The sequence below is a fragment of the Amycolatopsis sp. NPDC005961 genome, assembly GCF_040629235.1.
Taxonomy (GTDB): Bacteria; Actinomycetota; Actinomycetes; order Mycobacteriales; family Pseudonocardiaceae; genus Amycolatopsis; species Amycolatopsis camponoti.
Window position 1 is genome coordinate 51,135 of the sequence record NZ_JBEXVF010000028.1, and the last position, 17,200, is coordinate 68,334.

Below are 17,200 nucleotides of genomic sequence, written 5' to 3' on the forward strand. Positions count from 1 at the left end.
TCCGCGCTGCCTGACCGTCTTGTCTCACCTCGCGGGTAGTTACGTCCTCTCCCGCGCCTGCCAGACGTTGTCTCTCTCCGTATGAACAGAACACTACACACAACCGACGGCGAATGTCTACTCCGGTCGGCATAGATTTTCTGCGCCTGCCGGAGGCGGCCGCGTCGTCCGGGCGAGGATGTCCGCGGCCACCCGCTCGGGCGCCTCGATGTGGGGGCAGTGCCCGAGGTCGGGGTACTCGACGAAGTCGGCGTCCGGCTTGCGGCTGCGCAGTTCCCGGGCGACCCGGGCCCCGGACACGGGATCGCGCATACCCCACAGGAACGACAGCGGAACCGGGCTGTCGGTGAAAACCGGCTCGAAACGAGCACGGTGCGCCGCCCGCTCGGGGATGTAGCGCAGCAGCCGCGCGGTCAGGTCGGGGTCGGGGTGGCCGGCGCGCAACGCGCGGTAGTGCAGTCGCGCCAGATCGGGGTCCAAGGGGTGGCCGGGAGAAAAGACGCGAGACCAGGACCGGAGGAACTGCCGCTCGTTGAGCGCCCGAGCCAGCAGCCTCCCGGCCACCGGCCACAGCGACGCCCGCTGGATCAGCCGGGGCCGGTACTGGTCGGCGTACAGCCCCGCGTTCAGGAACACGCACCGCTCGATCCGGAACGGCGGCTCGCGGGCGAGGAGCTCCGTGGCCACGATGGCGCCGTAGTCGTAAGCGACGAGCGTGACCGCGTCGAAGCCGAGCGACCCGATCAGCGCTTCGGTGAGGTCGGCTTGCTCGAACACGCTGTACTGGTGCCCGCGCGGCTTCTCGGACGCGCCATAACCGAGGAAGTCGAACGTCACGACGGTGTGCCGGCCCGCCGCGAGCGCCGCCACCCCCGCCCACTCGAACGACGACGCGGGGAAGCCGTGCAGGAAAACGACCGGGCTCCCGCTCCCCGACACCCGGTGGAACACCGCACGGGGCACGCCCCGCACCGGCACCGTCGTCGTCATGCCTTGCCGGTGCCATTCCGTCAGCTGGTCAGCCATGGCTTTCCCCACTAACCTAGTGATCGTTAGGTTAAGCATCGGACAGGAGGCGGCCGGGTGTCAAGGGAGCCGAAGCGGCGGATGTCCGCGGCGAAGCGGCGTGCGGTGATCGTCGAGAGCGCGACCGAGGTCTTCGCCGAACGCGGGTACGACGGCGCGCCGATCGACGAGATCGCCCGGCGCTCAGGGATCTCGGCGCCGGTGCTGTACGACCACTTCCCGTCGAAGCTCGCCCTGTTCCAGGAGGTGCTCGCCACCGAGTACGCCCTGCTGCGCGCCGCCTGGCAGGTCACCTTCGCCGGTCCGGAGCCGCTGCGCGATCGGTTCGCCGGCGCTCTCGACGCCTGGTTCGCGCACGTCGAGCGACGCCGGAAGTCGATCCCCGTCCTGTTCCAGGTCGCCACCGCCGACGAAGGCGCGCGCCAGGCGCAGATCGACGCCACACGCGCGAGCAGGTCGGCGCTGGCTCCCTTCGTCACCGACGTGCTGGCCAGCGGCGAGCCCGGTGTGGACGACCTCGGCACCGAGATGCTGATCGAGATCATCGCCGCCTCCCTGCGGGCTCTCGCGCTCTGGTGGCACGACCACCCCGCGGTACCGCGCGTCAGGCTGGTCGACGCGGCGATGGATGCCCTGTGGCCGGCCATCGAACGGCGGACACCTTGAGCGTCACCACGGGGAGATCCCCTTCGCGTCGAGGAAACTGCCGGTGGGATCCACCGGGGTGAACCGCGCCGCCCGCACGATGGGGGCCGCGCCGGCCTCGACGGGCTGCACCCCGGGCAGCGAGTTCATGCCGGTCGCCGTGGGGCCGGGGTCGACGACGTTGATCCTGAGGCCGGGATACGCCTTCGCGTACTGCACCGTCAGCATCGAGAGCGCCGCTTTCGACGCCGTGTAAGGAACTTCTACGAGCCGGGACTCCAGCCGAGCCGGATCGTGGACGCGGCCGAACGAACCGGTGCCGCTGCCGACGTTGACGACGACGCCGTGCGCGGACTTCTCCAGCAGGGCCAGGAAGGCGTGCATGACCCGCACCACGCCCGTGACGTTGGTGTCGAAGACCGTCCGCGCGTAGGCGGCGGTCACCTCGGCCACGGGCTTCAGCTCCGGCCGGATGGCGGCGTTGTTGACGAGTACGTCGAGGCGGCCTTGTTCGCGCTCGACGAGCGCGGCCGCCGCGGCCACGGAGCCGTCGTCGGTGACGTCGAGGGTGAGGGGCCGCGCTCCCAGCTTCGCCGCCGCGTCGACGGCTTTGCCTTCGCCACGAGCAGCGAGATAGAGGTCGAACCCGGCTTCGGCGAGCTGCCTGGCCGTTTCGAAGCCGAGTCCGCGATTGGCGCCGGTCACGAGGGCTACGGGCACGGGATTTCCTTTCGTTCGCAAGAGACCCGGATCAGAACGCGTACGGCCCGAACCGGCCCCACGCCACCACCGCCGCCAGGACCAGCAGCACCCCGCTCGGCACCAGCGCCGGGAACTCACCACGCCGCAGGTGCAGCACCACGGCGCCGGCCATCACCAGGGCCAGGCCGGCCGCGGCGAACGGGACCAGGACTGGCGCGACCCCGGTCACGGCGGGCAGGAGCAGGCCGAGCGCGCCCAGCACCTCCAGCACGCCGATCGCGCGGGGAGCCCAGCGAGGCGCGTCCTGCGCCCAAGGCTGCGCCGCGACGTACTTCTCGTGCGGCAGGGCGAGCTTGAACCCGCCGGAAAACAGGAAGCCGGCGGCGACCAGGCCGGCGATGACCCACAGAACGATGTTCATGGCAGATAATCTACTCTCAAGACTATCTACTCGACAACTCATCCACCTTGCAAGCCATCTCGGCCGCCACCTACGATCACCGGGTGACGCCCCGAGCCCCCGAGCGCAAGCCACCGGCCGACGAACCCTTCGGCCTGGACAGAGACTTCGGGTGGGCGCTGCGCGTGGTGTCCGGCGCGTTTCGCCGGACGGCCACGGATTCCGTCGCCGCCCTGCCCGGCGGCCCCCGGGGTTACCTGGTGCTCATGGCCGCCGCATCGGGGCCGCCCCGCTCGCAGCTCGCCCTCGCCCAGCAGCTCACGCTCAACAAGACCGTGATGACCTACCTGCTCGACGACCTCGAAGCCGAGGGCTTGCTCACCCGGCAACCGGACCCCGTCGACCGCCGGGCGCGCCGGGTGCTCATCACGGAAAAGGGCACCCGGGCGCTGGAAGAAGCCCGCGAACGCCTGGGCAAGGCCGAGGCCCGGCTGCTGGCCGATCTGGATCCCGCCGAAGCGCAACAGCTGCGAACCCTGCTGGAACGGGTCGCCCAGACCGCCCACCGCGAAGAGCACGACGACTGCCGGCTCCAGGACTGACCCGCGGCCCGCTCGGACGCCGGCCGGAGGACTCAGCCGAGGAGCGAGCGGCCCAGGCCGGTCAGCACGGCGTCGTCCTGCGGGGTGTGGACGCGGCTGCACAGCACGTCGCGATAGTGCCGCTGCAAGGGGTTGGCCCGAGTCAGACCGGGATTGCCCGCGAGGGCGACGGCCTGCTCGACCGCCTCGACGAGCAACCTCGTCGCGAGCACCTTGGCGACGCCGGCGTGGGCCGCGGCCCCCGGGTCGCCCTCGTCCACCCGGCGGGCCAGTCCGAAAAGGACCTCCTGCGCGCCGGTGATCCGGGCGGCGATCTCGCCCACGCCGGTCTGGAACCTCGGCAAGGTGGCCAGCGGCTTGCCGAGCCCGCTCGGGACGCGGTCCCGCAGGAACCCCGTGAGCCAGTCCAGCGCGTTGCGCGCCACTCCGAGGTAGAGCGCGGGCAGCGCCAGCGGGAAGGTGAGCACCGGCGGCCGCTGGGTGTCCGGTGTGGACAGTCCGGTGACCGCTTCCGCGGGCACCGGGACGTCGGTGAACACCACGTCGTGACTCGCGCTGGCGCGCAGGCCGAGGTGGTCCCAGGTCGGCTCGACCTCGATCCCCGGCGCGTCGGCCCGGACCAGGAACCCGCCGACGCGCGGGGCGGGCTCGTCGGTTCTGGCCCAGACCACCATCCAGCGCAGGCCGACCGAGCCGGTCGAGTAGATCTTGCGGCCGGACAGGCGCCAGCCGTCCGCGGTCCGGCGCGCGATCGTCGCGGGCAAGCCGCCGCGGGTCGGCGAGCCGAGCTCCGGTTCCACGCGCAGCGCGTTGATCAGCACGGGCCGTTCCGCGGACTCCGCGAGCGCCGCCCGGTACACCTCGTCCGGCCAGGCCGGATCGGCGCCTTGCGCGGCGTGGACGAACAACGTCATCGCGGTCACCAGCGCGACCGACGGATCTCCGCGGCCCAGCTCGGAAAGCAACCGCGCGGTGTCGAGCACGCCGGCGCCCGGACCGCCGTAGCGGGGATGGACCGTGGTCGTCAGCAATCCGGCCGCGTGCACCAGTTCGACGCCCTCGTGCGGGAACGTCCCGTCCCGGTCGTGCTCACCCGCTCGCGCGGCCAGCCGGGTGACGATCGACGGCAACGCGGACAGGTCCGGCTGCGGGACGGTGGCGACGGTCGTGGTCACGAAGTCCTCCGGAAGGGTCGGCGAGCGGGCCGACGATAAGCCGATCGGACGGGCGCGGGCCAGCGCCGTCCACCAAATGGACACCCGGAGATGTCCAATTGACAGCGCGGGCGCCCGTGCCGTTCGCTACTGGGGCATTTGCCGCGCGGCGAAAGGAAAGCAGATGCCCGTCGAGTTCGTCGGCATGATCGGCACCCAGGACGCGAGCGAGACCCGGGCCGCCAGAGGGCCGGTCATCGACCCGGCCTACGTCCGCCGGTTCGCCCGGGCGCACGAGGACGGCGGGTTCGACCGCGTGCTCATCGGCTACGGCGCGGGCTGGCCGGAGGGTCAGCAGGTCGCGGCGTACGCGGCCGCCCACACCGAGCGCCTCGGCGTGCTGGTCGCCCACCGGCCCGGGTTCGTCGCGCCGACGCTGGCGGCGCGCGCGTTCGCGACCCTCGACCACTTCAGCGGCGGCCGGGTCGCGGTGCACACCATCACCGGCGGCAGCGACGTCGAGCAGGCCCGCGACGGCGACTACCTGCCCAAGGACGAGCGCTACGAGCGCACCGACGAATACCTGGAGATCCTCAAGCGCGCCTGGACGTCCGGGTCCGCGTTCTCCCACCACGGCAAGCACTACCGGCTCGACGACTACACGCCGCAGGTGCGGCCGCTGCAGAACCCGCGGATCCCGCTGTACTTCGGCGGTTCCTCCGAGGCGGCGTACCGCGTCGGCGGCAAGCACGCCGACGTCTTCGCGCTGTGGGGCGAACCGCTGAAGGAAACGGCGGAGCAGATCGCGTCCGTCCGGGCGGCGGCGAAGGCGGCCGGACGGCTCACCCCGCCCGGGATCAGCGTGTCCTTCCGGCCCATCCTCGCCCCGACCGAAGAGCTGGCTTGGGAACGCGCGCAACGGATCCTCGACAAGATCACGGCGAGCGGCGCGGCGAAGGCGGCCCGCGAGTGGCGTGACGGCGGGCCGCCGGCCAACGTCGGCAGCGTCCGCTTGCTGGCCGCGGCCGCGAAGGCCGACCGCCACGACCGTGCACTGTGGACACCGCTGGCCACCGCGACCGGCGCCGCGGGCAACTCCACCGCGCTCGTCGGCACGCCCGAGACGGTGGCGCGGGCCCTGCTGGACTACGTCGACATCGGCGTCACCACCCTGCTGATCCGCGGCTACGACCCGCTCGACGACGCGATCGACTACGGCAGGCACCTGCTGCCGCTGGTGCGGTCGGAACTGGCCCGCCGCGAGCGCCGGCCCGCCACGGCGGCCGCCGTATGACCCTCGCCGCCCCCGCTCACTGGGCCCCACCCGGAGGCACGGCCGTCCGTGGCACGGTCGTGCTGCTGCCCGGCCGGGGCGAACACCCGGCGCTGTACCACCGGCTCGGCACCCGGCTGGCCTTCGACGGCTACCGCGTCACCACCGGCGAGGCGGATCCGGCCGGACCGGCACCCGTCGTGCTGCTCGGGCACGACACCGGTGCCGTCCGAGCGCTCGAGCTGGCGACGCGGCGGCCGGTCGCCGCGGTGGTCGCCAGCGGGCTGCCGCTCGGCGAGCCGGGCGACTGGGCCGACGAGCTGGACGCGCGGACCGCGTGCCCGGTCCACCGCGCCCTGCTCGACGGCGACGACCGGTTCACCCCCGGAGAGCTGCGGGAACCGGCGGCGGGCCGGGTCGCCGCACCGGACGTTCCCGTCCTCGTGCTGCACGGCGAGGCCGACCGCGTGGCGCCCGCCGAGGCCGCCCGCGCGTTCGCCGCCACGCTCCCGGCCGGACGGTTCGTGCTGGTCGAAGGCGGCCGGCACGACGTGCTCAACGACGTCGACCACCGCAGCGTCGCCGCCGAGATCGTGCAGTTCCTGGAGGCGCTGCGCGCCGGGACGCGCGGGCCGGTCCTGGTCCGGGGATGATGGCGGGCATGCGCATCTCGGCCAGGGCGGACTACGCGATCAGGGTGCTGCTGGAGCTCGCCGCGGACACCACGCGGCCGATCACCTGCGAAGCCGTCGCCTCCACCCAGGACATCCCGGCCCGGTTCATCAAGGCGGTCATCCGCGACCTGCGCCAGGCCGGGCTGGTCCGCAGTCAGCGCGGCTGCGAGGGCGGCTACTGGCTGGCCAAGGCCGCCGGCGAGGTCACCGTGCGGGACGCCGTCGTGGCGGTCGACGGCGAGTTCCTCTCCGTCCGCGGCGAGCCCCGGCCCGCGCTGAGCTACCACGGCACCGCCGCCGGAATGGCCCCGTTCTGGTCGGACGTCGAGGCCGGGCTCGACGCGATCCTGCGCGCGACGACCATCGCCGACCTGCTCACCGACGCCGCCCCGGCGCGCGTCGCGACCTGAAAGGGACCCGATGACCGACCTCTGGCACCAGCCGCTGCGGCACATCCGCGGCGCGGACCTGACCGGCGACACCAACCAGACCACCGGGATGACCCGCCTGGAGGCCATCTCGGGCAAGACCGTCGGCTCGTCGAAGGTGTGGATGGGCGAGACGCACGTCGCGCCGGTCACCAACTCCGGCGACCACCACCACGGCGAGGCCGAGACGGCGATCTACGTCAAGTCCGGGCACCCGGTGTTCGTCTTCGCCGACGGCGACGAGGAGGTCCGGATCGAAACCGGGCCGGGTGACTACATCTTCGTGCCGCCGTACGTGCCGCACCGCGAGGAGAACCCCACCGACGAAGAGGCGGTGGTCATCATCGCCCGCAGCAGCCAGGAAGGCGTCGTGGTCAACCTGCCGAGTCTCTGGGCCCCGGTCGACGTGCCCGAGGACTGACCGTGGCGCTCGACGTCGTCGAATACACCGATCCGGCCTGCCCGTGGGCGTGGGGATCGGAGCCGAAATTCCGCCGCTTGCGGGCGGAGCTGCCGGACGCCCGGTGGCGCCGGGTCTTCGGCATCCTCTTCGACGACGACGAGGATCCCGCGCCGGACCCGGCAGCCGAGGCCGCCTGGTACGCGAAGTTCATCGACGGCGTCACCGAGCACACCGGCGCCCCGAAACCACCGCACCTGCGATGGGTGGCCCGGACGAGCTGGCCCGCCTCGCTCGCCGCGAAAGCCGCCGAGAAGCAAGGGGAAACCGTCGCCGAGCAGGTCCTGCAACGGCTGCGGGAAACGACGTTCCTGCTCGGCACCCCGGCCGACGACCCCGAGCGTGTGCTCGCCGCCGTCGAGGGCGTGCCGGGCCTCGACGTCGACGCCTTGCGCGCGGCCATGGCGAGCGACGATGTCCGCCGAGCCGTCCGTGCGGACTGGCGCGAGACGCGGAACCCGTGCCCGGAAGTCCTCGACATCACCGCGCCCGGACCGCACAGCGGCCGCGCGAAGCACCTCGAACACCACGTCCGCTACGCCCTGCCGACGCTGACCTTCACCGGTCCCGGCGGCCGGTTCGTCGTGCCCGGCTGGCGTCCGCTGCGCGAATACTTCGACGCGGCGCGCGCCGCGATGGTCCACAGTGGATCCTTTCCCGGTTCGTGGGAACCCGGCCGCGGGCGTTGACTCTCCCCGGTCGCGGGGGAAAATAGACACACGCCGGTGACCATTTAGCCCGGCGTCCGTCACCGAATCTCCGCGGCCCGACACCGCATTGGGAGTTCCGCATGCCCTCGAAACCCCGGCTCGCCCTGCTCGTGGCCGCACTGCTCGGCCTCACCACGCTCACCGCGTGCGGTTCGTCCACATCGGACGCTTCCGGCGAGGTGGTGCTGCGCGTGGGCGACCAGACCGGCGCCACGCAGTCCCGGCTCAAGGCGGCCGGGCTGCTCGGCAACCTGCCGTACAAGATCGAGTGGTCCCAGTTCGCCGCGGCGGTCAACCTGCACGAAGCCCTGCGCGCGGACGCGATCGACATCGGCGGCGCCAACGACTCCCCCACCGTCACCGCGATCGCCGGCGGTTCCCGGATCAAGGTCGCCGCAGCCTGGAGCAACGGCGGCAAGGGCACCTACCTCCTGGTGCCGAAGGACAGCCCCGCCCGCACCGTCGCCGACCTCAAGGGCAAGCGGATCTCCCCCACCACCCGCGGCAGCGTCGCGCACTACCTCGTGATCGGTGCGCTCAAGCAGGCCGGCCTGTCGGACAAGGACGTCACCTTGAACTTCCTCGCCCCGGCGGAGGCGAACGGCGCGTTCTCGACCGGCAACATCGACGCCTGGGCCACCTGGAGCGTCTACGCCGCCCGCGCCCGCGGCGAGCTCGGCGCCCGCGTCCTCTCCGACGGCGCCGGGATCAACTCCGGTCTCAACGTCCTCTCGGCCACCGACAAGGCGCTGAGCGACCCACGCAAGCGCACGGCCATCCAGGACTTCGCGAGCCGCGTCGACCAGAGCTACACCTGGTCGAAGGACAACCCCGAGGCCTTCGACAAGTGGTACGCCGAGTTCGCTCACCAGCCCCTGGCCGTCGCCGCCCAGGTCCGCCCGGACGAGACGACCTACCAGCGCATCCCCGTCGACGCCGCCCTCGCCGCCCAGCTGCAGAAGACCTACGACACCTGGGTGCGGCAGGGCCTGTTCCCCGGCGGCAAGAAGCTGAGCGAGTACGTCGACCCGGGACTCGATCCGCGATGACCCGCGCCCTCGACCGGCCGCGCACCGGCGGGATCCGGTTCCCGCACCGGGCCGTGTCCTGGCTGACACCGGTCGCCGTGCTCGCCCTGTGGGAACTGCTGGCGCGGACGGGGATCCTGCCCGAGCAGGTGCTGCCGGCCCCGAGCGGCGTACTGGAAAAGGCGGGCGACCTGATCGCCGACGGCGAACTGCCGTCGAACCTCCTCGCCAGCCTGCAGCGGTCGGCGACCGGGTTCGCCATCGGCGCGAGCTTCGGTCTCGGGCTCGGGCTGCTCGTGGGATTGTCCAAAGTGGCCGAAGCACTGCTGGACCGCAGCATCCAGATGGTCCGCGCGGTGCCGTTCCTCGCGATCCTGCCGCTGGTGATCGTCTGGTTCGGGATCGGCGAGGCCGGGAAGATCTTCCTGATCGCGCTCGGCACCGCCGTCCCGCTCTACCTGACCACCGTGCTCGGCATCCGGCAGATCGACCCGAAGCTCCTCGAAATGACCGACGTCGTCGGCCTGGGCCGAGCCGGGCAGATCCGCTGGGTGGTGCTGCCCGGTGCGCTGCCGTCGATCCTCGGCGGCCTCCGGCTGTCGCTGACGGCGGCCTGGCTCGCGCTCGTCATCGCCGAAACCCTCGGCGCCGACGCGGGGCTCGGGTTCATGGCCACCAACGCCCGCGAGTTCCTGCAGACCGACGTGATCGTGCTCGTCGTGCTCATCTACGCCGTGATCGGGATCCTCTGCGACCTCGTCACCCGTCTCCTCGAACGCCGCCTGCTGCGCTGGCACCCCACCTACGCCCGCCTGACCGCCTGAGGAACCCTCATGACACTCTCGCGCCGCTCGTTCCTGACCGCTGCCGGTCTGACCGCCCTCGCCGCCCCGCTCGCCGCCTGCGCCACCGGTTCGGCCGGCGGTGCCACGCAGGGCAAGGTCCGCCTGACCTACAGCACCATCTCCGTCCCCAAAGCCCGCGGCGTGCTCGAGAAGACGCTCAAAGACCAGGGCATCACCGTCGAGTGGGTGGGCCCGTTCCCCAACCACGCGCCCACGCTGCAGGCCGTCGTCGGCGGCACGGCCGATTTCAGCTTCGGCGGCAGCACCACCCCGGCCGACCAGGCCATCCTCTCCGGCGCCGACCTCGTGTACGTCGCCTGGGCCGCGTCCACCCCGCGGACCACCGCGATCGTCGCCGGGGCCCACACCGGCATCGAGAAGGTCACCGACCTGGCGGGCAAGACCGTCGCCGTCAACAAGGCCGGGCTCGGTGAGTTCCTGCTGGTCGCCGCGCTGGAGAAGTACAAAGTCCCGCGGGAATCCGTGAAGGTCACCTACCTCAACCCGCCCGAGGCGTCGGCCGCGTTCGGCGCCGGGAAGATCGACGCCTGGGCCATCTGGCAGGGCTTCCGCGAGATCGCCGAGGTGCAGTATGGCGCCAAGCCGATCTTCGTCGACGGCGACGAGCTGGACTTCCAGATCGACTTCACCAGCTACCTCGTCCGCCGCGACTACGCCGAGCAGAACGCCGACACGATCCGGAAGGTGATCGCCGCGTTCCAGGCCGACTACGAGTGGCAGAACCAGCACTACAAGGAGTCCCTGGACATCGGCAACGCCGTCTCCCACTACCCCCAGGCGGTGCTGGACAAGATGGCCGCGAAGAACGTCCGGACGAAGCTCGCGCTGATCAACGACGACGGGATCGCGCAGCTGCAGCGCGGGGCCGACTGGCTCACGCAGCGCAAGATCCTCAGCGGCCCGATCACCATCGCCGACCACGCGGTGAAGCTGTGAACACCGCCGTGCGCGTACGCGCACTAACCAAGAGCTTCGGGCCCCGGACCGTCCTGAGTGGACTCGATCTCGACATCGCGCCCGGCGAGTTCGTCGCGCTCATCGGCGAAAGCGGCTGCGGCAAGACGACGTTGCTGCGGCTGCTCGCCGGGCTCGACACCCCCGACGGCGGCGAGCTGGAAGCGCCGGCCGAGCGGATGGTGGTGTTCCAGGAGCACCGGCTGCTGCCCTGGCGGCGGGTGTGGCAGAACGTCGCCGTCGGCCTTCCCCGCGAGGCCGCGGCTCGCGCGCTGACCGAGGTCGGTCTGGCCGGGCACCTCGACGCCTGGCCGGTCACGCTGTCCGGCGGCGAGGCCCAGCGCGTCGCGCTCGCCCGGGCGCTGGTCCGCGAACCCCGGCTGCTGCTGCTCGACGAACCGTTCGCCGCGTTGGACGCGCTGACCCGGATCAAGATGCACGCGCTGGTCCGGCGGCTCGTCGCCGCGCACCGCCCGGCCGTCCTGCTGGTCACCCACGACGTCGACGAGGCCATCCTGCTCGCCGACCGCGTGGTCGCGATGCGGTCCGGGCGGCTGGCCGCCGAACACCGCGTCGACTTCGAGGGCGAACGCACCCGCCGCAACCCGGAGTTCGACGAGCTGCGGCACCGGCTGCTGGCCGAGCTGGGGGTCGCCGAGCTGGCGGAGTCCCGATGAGCGACGACCTCGACCTGAGCGCCGGCGTGCTCGTCGTCGGCGGCGGCCTCGCCGCGACCTGGACCGCCTTGGCCGCGGCCCAGGCCGGCGGGGACGTCGTGCTGGTGGACAAGGGCTACTGCGGCACCAGCGGTGTCACCGCGACGGCTGGGGTCACGCATTGGTTCGTCCGGCCCGAGGACCACGAGCGCGCGGTGACCGAGCGGCACGCGCACGCGGGCGGGATCGCCGATCCCGAGCAGGCGCTGCGGGTCCTGCGCACGACGTGGGAGCGGCTGCCCACCTTGGACAAGTACTACCCGTTCCCGGTGCGGGACGGGAAACCCGACCGGACGAACAATGTGCGAGGACCCGAGTACCTGCGCGCGATGCGCGGGCTCGTCCACCGCGCCGGCGTCCGGATCCTCGACCACCACCCCGCACTCGAACTGCTGCTGCGCCCGGACGGCTCGGTCGGTGGCGCGGCCGGGGTCCGGCGGCAGGCGGGCGGGAACTGGCGGGTGCGCGCGGGCGCGGTCGTGCTGGCCACCGGCGGCACGGCGTTCCGCTCGCACCTCCTCGGCTCGCGCGGCAACACCGGCGACGGCCACCTCATGGCCGTCGAGGCCGGGGCGCGGCTGTCGGGCATGGAGTTCTCGAACTACTACACCCTCGCCCCGGCGTTCTCGACCATGGCCCGGTCGATGACGTACCTGTTCGGCACCTACACCGACGCCCGCGGCCACGTGCTCGACCTGCCGTCGGGGCCGGACCGCAACCGCGTCCTCGGCGCGGCGCTGCTGCGCGGACCGGTGTTCACCACGCTCGACCGGGCGCCGGACTGGGTGCGCCGCAAGATGCCCGTGGTGCAGCCCAACTTCCTGTTGCCGTTCACCCGGCGCGGGATCGACCCCTACACCCAGCCGTTCGAGGTCACCCTGCTCGGCGAAGGCACCATCCGCGGCGTCGGCGGGCTCGTCACCGGGCCCGGCTGCGCCACCGACGTGCCCGGTCTGTTCGCCGCGGGCGACGTCGCGAGCCGGGTGCCGGTCGTGGGCGCGATCTCCGGGGGCGGGTCGCCCAACTCCGCGTGGGCGGTGTCGTCGGGCACCTGGGCCGGGCGGGCGGCGGTCCGGTACGCCCGCGGCACCTCCGCGTCGCCGGTGCGGCCGATCGGGCGCGCCGGGATCCGGCCGGGCGGACGGCCGTCCGCGGTGGACACCACCACCGTGGTCGACGTCGTCCGGGACGAGCTGAACGCGTACGACAAGAACATGTTCCGCGACGAAGCCGGTCTCCGACGCTCTTTGTCCACTTTGGATGCCTTGTGGACGGAGGTCGAGTCCGCGCTGACCGGAGAAGGCCGCGACGCCGTGGCCGGGCGCGAGACCGCGTCCCTGGTCGCCATGGGCCGGTGGGTCAAGGAAGCGGCGCTGCGCCGGCGTACCTCGCTCGGCATGCACTGGCGCACGGACGGGCAGGAGGCCGCCGCGTGATCGAACTCGTCCTCGCCGATCGGTGCATCGCCTGCGACAAGTGCGTCCAGGTGTGTCCCAGCGACGTCTTCGACGCCGTCCCGGACGCCCCACCGGTCATCGCCCGCCAGAGCGACTGCCAGACGTGCTTCCTCTGCGAGCTGTACTGCCCGGTCGACGCGCTCTTCGTCGACCCCGACTGCCGCACCCCCGTCAGCGTCGACGAAACCGCCGTCCGGGCCGCGGACTGGCCCGCGCAGTACCGGCGCGACTCCGGCTGGGGCCGGGCGCGCCGCACCCACGCCAACGAAAGCTGGCGGATGGGCGACATCTTCGCCGCCGCCCGCGCCCTGGGACAGGAGACCCCGTGACGCTCGAATTCATCGGTTACGCCGCCGGCCGCCAGGCCAGCGAGATCATCGCGCCCGAAGGGCCGATCATCCAGCCCGGCTACCTGCGCGAAGTCGCCCGCACGCACGAGGAAGCCGGGTTCGACCGGGTGCTGATCGCCCAGTCCGCGAGCAGCCCGGACGGGTTCGTGCTCGCGGACCAGGTGCTGGCCGCCACCGAGCGGCTCGGCGTCCTGCTCGCCCACCGCCCCGGGTTCGTCGCGCCCACCCAGCTCGCCCGCAAGTTCGCCACGCTCGACGCGTTCCACCCCGGCCGGATCGCGCTGCACGTGATCACCGGCGGCGACGACGCCGACCAGGCCCGCGACGGCGACTTCACCGACAAGCCCACCCGCTACCGCCGCACCGACGACTTCCTGTCCGTGGTCCGGCGGACCTGGGACTCGGCCGAGCCGTTCGACCACGATGGCGAGTTCTACCGGGTCCGCGGCGCGATCTCCGACATCCGACCCTCGCGAGGGATCCCGGTGTACTTCGGCGGCGCGTCCGCCGACGCGATCCGGGTCGGGGCGAAGCACGCCGACGTCTACGCGTTCTGGGGCGAGCCGCTGGCCGGCATCGCCGAGCGCATCGAGCAGGTCCGCGCGGCCGCCGGCCGGGACGTCGCGTTCAGCGTCAGCCTGCGGCCCATCCCCGCGGCCACCGAGGCCGAGGCGTGGGAGCGGGCCCGCGACATCCTGCGGCTCACCCAGGACCGCGCCGGCGAGTTCAAGGGCCGCCGCGATTCGAGCGAAGCCGTCGGCTCGCAGCGCCTCCTGGAGGCCGCCGCGACCGGGGACGTGGTCGACGAGCGCCTGTGGACGGCGGTGGCCAGGACGACCGGCGCCGCCGGGAACTCGACCGCGCTGGTCGGCAGCTACGAGCAGGTCGCGGACTCGCTGCTCGACTACGTCCGGCTCGGCGTCGGCACGCTGCTGATCCGCGGCTTCTCGCCACTGGCCGACGCCCGCGACTACGGCACGCTCGTTCGCCTGGTCAGGGAAAAGGCCGACGCGGTTACCGTCGGGGCATGAAACCGAGCACATCGCACTGGGGAGCCTTTTCGGCCGAAGTCGACGCCGAGGGCCGGCTGCGCGTCGAGCCGCACCCGGCCGACCCGGCGCCGTCGCCGCTGCTGGGGAACCTGGCCGCCGCGCTGGACCACCCGAGCCGGGTGGCCCGGCCGGCGGTCCGCCGCGGCTGGCTCGAGGACGGCCCCGGCCCGGACGACCGCCGCGGCCGCGACGAGTTCGTCGAGGTGCACTGGGACGAGGTCCTCGACCGCCTGGCCGCCGAACTCGACCGCGTCCGGACCGAGCACGGCAACCAGGCGATCTTCGGCGGCTCCTACGGCTGGGCCAGCGCCGGGCGGTTCCACCACGCGCAGAGCCAGCTGCACCGGTTCCTGAACACGATCGGTGGCTTCACGGCGTCGCGGAACAGCTACAGCAACGGGACGTCGTCGGTGCTGCTGCCGCACGTCGTCGGCGACACCCACGCGGTGCTGCGGCAGGCGTCGACCTGGCCGACGATCGCCGCGCACACCGAGCTGATCGTCGCCTTCGGCGGGGTGCCGGAGAAGAACGTCTTCGTCACCCCCGGCGGGGTCACCGTCCACGGCACCCCGGGGCACCTCGCGCGGTTCGGCGGCCGCGTCGCGCTCGTCAGCCCGTTGCGTGACGACCTACCGTCCACAGTGGACTCCCGCTGGTACCCGATCCGGCCCGCGACCGACACCGCGCTGATGCTCGCGCTGGCCCACACGCTCGTCACGGAAGGCTTGCACGACTGCGCTTTCCTCGACCGCTACTGCGTCGGCTACGCGGAGTTCGAGCGTTACCTGCGCGACAAGGACCCGGAATGGGCGGCCGGGATCACCGGCATCCCGGCCGCCGACATCGTCTCACTCGCCCGCGAGATGGCCGCACACCGGACACTGGTCACGGTGACCTGGTCGCTGCAGCGCACCGAACACGGCGAACAACCGGTGTGGGCGGGCATCGCCCTGGCCGCGATGCTGGGCCAGATCGGCCTGCCGGGCGGCGGGTTCGGGCACGGCTACGGCTCGATGGGCGACGTCGGCGACACCGGACCCGAACTGCGGGTCCCGTACCTGCCGCAAGGGGTGAACCCGGTCGGCGAGTTCATCCCCGTCGCGCGGATCGCCGACCTGCTGCTGCACCCCGACGAGGCCTACGACTACAACGGCGAAGTCCGCCGTTACCCCGACACCCGCCTCGTCTACTGGGCCGGCGGCAACCCGTTCCACCACCACCAGGACCTCAACCGCCTGCGCCGCGCGTTCACCCGCCCGGACACCGTCGTCGTCCACGAACCCCACTGGACAGCGACGGCCCGGCACGCCGACATCGTGCTACCCGCCACGACCGCGCTGGAACGCGAAGACCTCGGCTCGGGCCGCCGCGACACGCACGTGATCGCGATGCACCGGATCGCCGAGCCCGCGGGCGAAGCGCGTGACGACTACACGATCTTCGCCGGGCTGGCCGCTCGGCTCGGCGTTTCCGAGGCGTTCACCGAAGGCCGCACCGCGCGGGAATGGCTGGAACACCTCTACACGGGCTGGCGCTCGGAACCGGCGTTCGCCGCATTCTGGGCGGACGGAGAACTCCGGCTCCCGCCCGGCCGCGAGCACCACACCCTGTTCGAAGACTTCTGCGCGGACCCGGACACCCACCCGCTTCGCACGCCCAGCGGCCGCATCGAGATCACCTCGGCGACGGTGGCGGGCTTCGGCTACCCGGACTGTCCCGGCCACCCGGCCTGGCTGCCGCCGACCGAGTCCGGACCGCTGTGGCTGATCGCGAACCAGCCCCGCACCCGCCTGCACAGCCAGCTCGACGCCGGCGAAGCAAGCCAGGCGGCCAAGGTGGCCGGGCGCGAGCCGATCCGCCTCAACCCGGCCGACGCGGCGGCCCGCGGCATCGCGCCCGGCGACGTCGTCCGGGTGTTCAACGCCCGCGGTGCGTGCCTGGCGGGAGCGGTCCTGGATGACGCCCTCCGGCCCGGCGTGGTCCAGCTCGCGACCGGCGCGTGGTTCGACCCGGTCGAGGACCACCCCGCCGGACCGCTGTGCGCGCACGGGAACCCCAATGTCCTGACCGCCGACATTCCGTCGTCGCGGCTGTCGCAGGGCTGCGCGGGCCAGCACGCGGCCGTCGACGTCGAACGTTTCGAGGGCCCGATCCCGGAAGTACGAGTCCTGCGTCCACCGATCGTGAGAGGACATCGATGATCGCCTTGCCGCCCGTGACGTCCGAAGGTCACCTGCGCGAAGCCTTCGGCTGCTTCCCGTCCGGCGTCACCGCCGTGTGCGCCCTGATCGACGGAGTGCCCCGCGGAATGGCCGCCAGCTCCTTCACGTCGGTCTCGCTGTCGCCGCCGCTGGTGTCGATCTGCATCCAGCGAACGTCGTCGACGTGGCCCCTGCTGCGTGCCCGGCCCCGCCTCGGCCTCAGCGTCCTCGCCGAGGGACAGGACGACGCCTGCCTCAGCCTGTCCGCCCGCGGAGGCGACCGCTTCCGCGACGTCGAATGGGAGCCCGGGCCGGACGACAGCGTCTTCATCAGCGGATCGAGTGCCTGGCTGGAGTGTTCCCCGCACGCGGAGGTCCCGGCCGGCGACCACGTGATCGCCCTGTTGAGGATCCACCGCGTGCGCACGGCCGGAACCCCGCCGCTGGTGTTCCACGGCAGCCGCTTCCGGCGGCTCGCCGCCGTCTGAGCCGGGGCCAGCGC

The 17,200-nt window shown here is 72.5% G+C and carries 20 protein-coding genes; 16 read left to right on the plus strand and 4 right to left on the minus strand.

Annotated features, from left to right (window positions below):
* Positions 1-117: 117 nt before the first annotated feature.
* Positions 118-1,026 (minus strand): alpha/beta hydrolase, encoded by a 909-nt coding sequence (locus ABZ342_RS24685; protein WP_360477193.1) that lies wholly within the window; start codon positions 1,024-1,026, stop codon positions 118-120.
* A 57-nt stretch (positions 1,027-1,083) separates the two neighbouring features.
* On the opposite strand from ABZ342_RS24685, the gene ABZ342_RS24690 reads away from it, so the two are divergent.
* The gene (locus tag ABZ342_RS24690) at positions 1,084-1,692 is read left to right on the plus strand and encodes a helix-turn-helix domain-containing protein (RefSeq protein WP_360477196.1); all 609 of its coding nucleotides are present in this window, start codon (positions 1,084-1,086) and stop codon (positions 1,690-1,692) included.
* A gap of 3 nt (positions 1,693-1,695) precedes the next feature.
* Here the strand turns inward: ABZ342_RS24690 and ABZ342_RS24695 are convergent, their stop codons facing one another.
* Together ABZ342_RS24695 and ABZ342_RS24700 are read right to left on the minus strand one after the other, a co-directional pair.
* Complete coding sequence (locus tag ABZ342_RS24695) at positions 1,696-2,391, minus strand: SDR family NAD(P)-dependent oxidoreductase (protein ID WP_360477199.1); 696 nt, start codon at positions 2,389-2,391, stop codon at positions 1,696-1,698.
* 31 nt (positions 2,392-2,422) lie between these two features.
* A complete protein-coding gene (locus tag ABZ342_RS24700) occupies positions 2,423-2,794 on the minus strand; it encodes a DoxX family protein (protein ID WP_360477202.1) in 372 nt (123 codons plus the stop codon).
* Between the two features lie 83 nt (positions 2,795-2,877).
* Here ABZ342_RS24700 and ABZ342_RS24705 point away from each other — a divergent pair, with 83 nt between their 5' ends.
* Positions 2,878-3,375 carry a MarR family transcriptional regulator gene (locus ABZ342_RS24705; protein ID WP_360477205.1) on the plus strand — a complete coding sequence of 166 codons (498 nt, stop codon included), beginning with the start codon at positions 2,878-2,880 and terminating at the stop codon, positions 3,373-3,375.
* 32 nt (positions 3,376-3,407) lie between these two features.
* On the opposite strand, the gene ABZ342_RS24710 is transcribed toward ABZ342_RS24705, so the two are convergent.
* Entirely contained in the window at positions 3,408-4,550 is a 1,143-nt protein-coding gene (locus ABZ342_RS24710) for an acyl-CoA dehydrogenase family protein (protein WP_360477208.1), read from the minus strand.
* Between the two features lie 163 nt (positions 4,551-4,713).
* Here ABZ342_RS24710 and ABZ342_RS24715 point away from each other — a divergent pair, with 163 nt between their 5' ends.
* From ABZ342_RS24715 to ABZ342_RS24780, 14 genes are all read left to right on the plus strand, one after another.
* Positions 4,714-5,823, plus strand: coding sequence for an LLM class flavin-dependent oxidoreductase (locus ABZ342_RS24715; protein ID WP_155545836.1), 1,110 nt, complete (start codon positions 4,714-4,716; stop codon positions 5,821-5,823).
* The gene (locus tag ABZ342_RS24720; protein ID WP_360477212.1) at positions 5,820-6,455 is read left to right on the plus strand and encodes an alpha/beta hydrolase; all 636 of its coding nucleotides are present in this window, start codon (positions 5,820-5,822) and stop codon (positions 6,453-6,455) included. Before ABZ342_RS24715 ends, ABZ342_RS24720 begins: the two co-directional genes overlap by 4 nt.
* 8 nt (positions 6,456-6,463) lie before the next feature.
* Positions 6,464-6,886, plus strand: a complete 423-nt coding sequence (locus ABZ342_RS24725) for an Rrf2 family transcriptional regulator (RefSeq protein ID WP_360477215.1) — start codon at positions 6,464-6,466, stop codon at positions 6,884-6,886.
* A 10-nt stretch (positions 6,887-6,896) separates the two neighbouring features.
* Positions 6,897-7,325 (plus strand): cupin domain-containing protein, encoded by a 429-nt coding sequence (locus tag ABZ342_RS24730; RefSeq protein WP_360477218.1) that lies wholly within the window; start codon positions 6,897-6,899, stop codon positions 7,323-7,325.
* 2 nt (positions 7,326-7,327) lie between these two features.
* Positions 7,328-8,053 carry a DsbA family protein gene (locus tag ABZ342_RS24735; protein WP_360477221.1) on the plus strand — a complete coding sequence of 242 codons (726 nt, stop codon included), beginning with the start codon at positions 7,328-7,330 and terminating at the stop codon, positions 8,051-8,053.
* A gap of 101 nt (positions 8,054-8,154) precedes the next feature.
* Positions 8,155-9,123 carry an ABC transporter substrate-binding protein gene (locus ABZ342_RS24740; protein WP_360477224.1) on the plus strand — a complete coding sequence of 323 codons (969 nt, stop codon included), beginning with the start codon at positions 8,155-8,157 and terminating at the stop codon, positions 9,121-9,123.
* The gene (locus ABZ342_RS24745; protein WP_360477227.1) at positions 9,120-9,926 is read left to right on the plus strand and encodes an ABC transporter permease subunit; all 807 of its coding nucleotides are present in this window, start codon (positions 9,120-9,122) and stop codon (positions 9,924-9,926) included. Before ABZ342_RS24740 ends, ABZ342_RS24745 begins: the two co-directional genes overlap by 4 nt.
* A 9-nt stretch (positions 9,927-9,935) precedes the next feature.
* Positions 9,936-10,904: an ABC transporter substrate-binding protein gene (locus ABZ342_RS24750; RefSeq protein ID WP_360477230.1), complete on the plus strand. Its 969-nt coding sequence runs from the start codon at positions 9,936-9,938 to the stop codon at positions 10,902-10,904.
* Positions 10,901-11,599, plus strand: a complete 699-nt coding sequence (locus ABZ342_RS24755; RefSeq protein ID WP_360477233.1) for an ABC transporter ATP-binding protein — start codon at positions 10,901-10,903, stop codon at positions 11,597-11,599. Before ABZ342_RS24750 ends, ABZ342_RS24755 begins: the two co-directional genes overlap by 4 nt.
* On the plus strand, positions 11,596-13,074 hold the full coding sequence (locus ABZ342_RS24760) for an FAD-binding protein (RefSeq protein WP_360477236.1): 1,479 nt from the start codon (positions 11,596-11,598) through the stop codon (positions 13,072-13,074). The genes ABZ342_RS24755 and ABZ342_RS24760 overlap by 4 nt, the downstream gene beginning before the upstream one ends.
* Entirely contained in the window at positions 13,071-13,424 is a 354-nt protein-coding gene (locus ABZ342_RS24765; RefSeq protein ID WP_155545827.1) for a 4Fe-4S binding protein, read from the plus strand. The genes ABZ342_RS24760 and ABZ342_RS24765 overlap by 4 nt, the downstream gene beginning before the upstream one ends.
* Complete coding sequence (locus ABZ342_RS24770; RefSeq protein WP_360477240.1) at positions 13,421-14,476, plus strand: LLM class flavin-dependent oxidoreductase; 1,056 nt, start codon at positions 13,421-13,423, stop codon at positions 14,474-14,476. The genes ABZ342_RS24765 and ABZ342_RS24770 overlap by 4 nt, the downstream gene beginning before the upstream one ends.
* Positions 14,473-16,698, plus strand: a complete 2,226-nt coding sequence (locus ABZ342_RS24775; RefSeq protein ID WP_360477243.1) for a molybdopterin-dependent oxidoreductase — start codon at positions 14,473-14,475, stop codon at positions 16,696-16,698. The genes ABZ342_RS24770 and ABZ342_RS24775 overlap by 4 nt, the downstream gene beginning before the upstream one ends.
* Positions 16,695-17,186, plus strand: a complete 492-nt coding sequence (locus tag ABZ342_RS24780) for a flavin reductase family protein (RefSeq protein WP_155545824.1) — start codon at positions 16,695-16,697, stop codon at positions 17,184-17,186. The genes ABZ342_RS24775 and ABZ342_RS24780 overlap by 4 nt, the downstream gene beginning before the upstream one ends.
* Positions 17,187-17,200: the final 14 nt, after the last annotated feature.

Excerpts from the sequence above, each read along its gene's own strand:
- ABZ342_RS24700 (WP_360477202.1), bottom strand. The coding sequence starts at position 2,794 with ATGAACATCGTTCTGTGGGTCATCGCCGGCCTGGTCGCCGCCGGCTTC.
- ABZ342_RS24725 (WP_360477215.1), top strand. The coding sequence starts at position 6,464 with ATGCGCATCTCGGCCAGGGCGGACTACGCGATCAGGGTGCTGCTGGAG.
- ABZ342_RS24775 (WP_360477243.1), top strand. The coding sequence starts at position 14,473 with ATGAAACCGAGCACATCGCACTGGGGAGCCTTTTCGGCCGAAGTCGAC.
- ABZ342_RS24715 (WP_155545836.1), top strand. The coding sequence starts at position 4,714 with ATGCCCGTCGAGTTCGTCGGCATGATCGGCACCCAGGACGCGAGCGAG.
- ABZ342_RS24745 (WP_360477227.1), top strand. The coding sequence starts at position 9,120 with ATGACCCGCGCCCTCGACCGGCCGCGCACCGGCGGGATCCGGTTCCCG.
- ABZ342_RS24780 (WP_155545824.1), top strand. The coding sequence starts at position 16,695 with ATGATCGCCTTGCCGCCCGTGACGTCCGAAGGTCACCTGCGCGAAGCC.
- ABZ342_RS24760 (WP_360477236.1), top strand. The coding sequence starts at position 11,596 with ATGAGCGACGACCTCGACCTGAGCGCCGGCGTGCTCGTCGTCGGCGGC.
- ABZ342_RS24685 (WP_360477193.1), bottom strand. The coding sequence starts at position 1,026 with ATGGCTGACCAGCTGACGGAATGGCACCGGCAAGGCATGACGACGACG.
- ABZ342_RS24720 (WP_360477212.1), top strand. The coding sequence starts at position 5,820 with ATGACCCTCGCCGCCCCCGCTCACTGGGCCCCACCCGGAGGCACGGCC.
- ABZ342_RS24740 (WP_360477224.1), top strand. The coding sequence starts at position 8,155 with ATGCCCTCGAAACCCCGGCTCGCCCTGCTCGTGGCCGCACTGCTCGGC.
- ABZ342_RS24750 (WP_360477230.1), top strand. The coding sequence starts at position 9,936 with ATGACACTCTCGCGCCGCTCGTTCCTGACCGCTGCCGGTCTGACCGCC.
- ABZ342_RS24730 (WP_360477218.1), top strand. The coding sequence starts at position 6,897 with ATGACCGACCTCTGGCACCAGCCGCTGCGGCACATCCGCGGCGCGGAC.